This window comes from Streptomyces cavernae, from assembly GCF_004023625.1.
Taxonomy (GTDB): Bacteria; Actinomycetota; Actinomycetes; order Streptomycetales; family Streptomycetaceae; genus Streptomyces; species Streptomyces cavernae.
The window spans coordinates 1-1,438 of the sequence record NZ_RPDJ01000118.1; the positions used below are offsets into that span (position 1 = coordinate 1).

Here is a 1,438-nt window from a genome sequence, read left to right on the forward strand (position 1 = left end):
AGGTCGCCGCGCTCGAGTGGGTGCGGGACAACATCAGCGCCTTCGGCGGCGATCCGGACCGGGTCACCGTCTTCGGGGAGTCGGCGGGCGCCGGTTCCATCGCCGCGCTCCTCGTGATGGAGCGCGCGGCCGGGCTCTTCGGCCGGGCCGTCGTCCAGAGCGTGCCCAGTACGTACTTCTCCGCCGAACTCGCCGCCGGGCTCGGCGCGGCCTGCGCGGCGGAGCTGGGACTGCGGCCCACGGCGGCCGAACTCGCCACGGTCGCCCCGGGCCGGCTGCCCGCCGCCGGTGACGCGGTCGGCCGGGCGATGACCGAGGAGCAGTGGGGGCGGATCGGTTTCACCGAGATCCCGTTCGCGCCCGTGGTGGACGGCGAGGTCCTGTCCGCCCCGCCCTGGCAGGCACTGGCCGAGGGGGCCGCGCGGGACATCGAACTCGTCGTGGGTCACACCCGGCACGAGTACCGGCTGTTCACCGCGCTCGACGGCAGGCTCGGCACGGTCACCGAGGACGGCGCGGCGGACGCCCTGCGCGTCCTGGCTCCCGGGCCCGACGGAGCACGCGCGTACCGTGCGGCCTTCCCGGAACTGAGCCCGTACGAGATATACGAACTCGTCTGGTCGGACTGGCTGTTCCGCATGCCCTCGCTGCACCTGGCTCAGGCTCAGGTGCGCGGTGGGGGCAGGGCGTACGTCTATGAGCTGACGTGGGAGGGCGGGGGCCCGTTGGGGGCCTGTCACGGCCTGGACGTACCGCTGGTCTTCGGGAACCTGGACGCCGGCTACACCGCGACGATGATCGCCAAGGAGCGCTTGGCGGAGGCCGAGGCACTGTCCGCGCACATGCGAACGGCGTGGACCGGTTTCGCGGCGCATGGTGACCCGGGCTGGCCCGCGTACGACCCGGAGAGGCGCCTCGTACAACTCCTGGACACGGTGCCGGCGCTCGCAAGCTATCCGGAGGAGGCGTCGCGCGAGGTGTGGGAGGGGTATCGGTTCGGTGCGGTGGGACCCGGAGGGGCATGACCTGGGTCTCATGTCGGGCCCTTCCGCGGTCCGGAACGGGGTGACCTGGGTCTCTTGTTGAGCCCTTCCGCGGTCCGGAACGGGGTGACCCGGGTCTCTTGTTGAGCCCTACCGCAGCCCTGAACGGGGTGATGTGGGTCTCGTATTGGGCCCTTCTACGGCCCGGAACGGGGTGACCTGGGTCTCTTGTCGGGCCCTTCTACGGCCCGGAACGGGGTGACCTGGGTCTCTTGCCGGGCCCCCTTCCGGGTAGCCCGCGTCACATTCCAACGGGCCCTCCGGTGACATGCCGCACAGGCGATTTTCCCGGTACTAGGGGTGGTAGTGGATGACACCCCAGGGGCAAAACGGACACTTCGCCCCTGGGGTGCCGGGGGGTGGCCGCGAGGTCGGCCCCGGGTGCCGCGCGGCAA

At 71.7% G+C, this 1,438-nt stretch carries 1 protein-coding gene; it reads left to right on the plus strand.

Annotated features, from left to right (window positions below):
* Positions 1-1,025, plus strand: a 1,025-nt coding sequence (locus tag EF387_RS46415; RefSeq protein WP_155589858.1) for a carboxylesterase family protein, incomplete at its 5' end; no start/stop codon positions are given.
* Between the last annotated feature and the right edge of the window lie 413 nt (positions 1,026-1,438).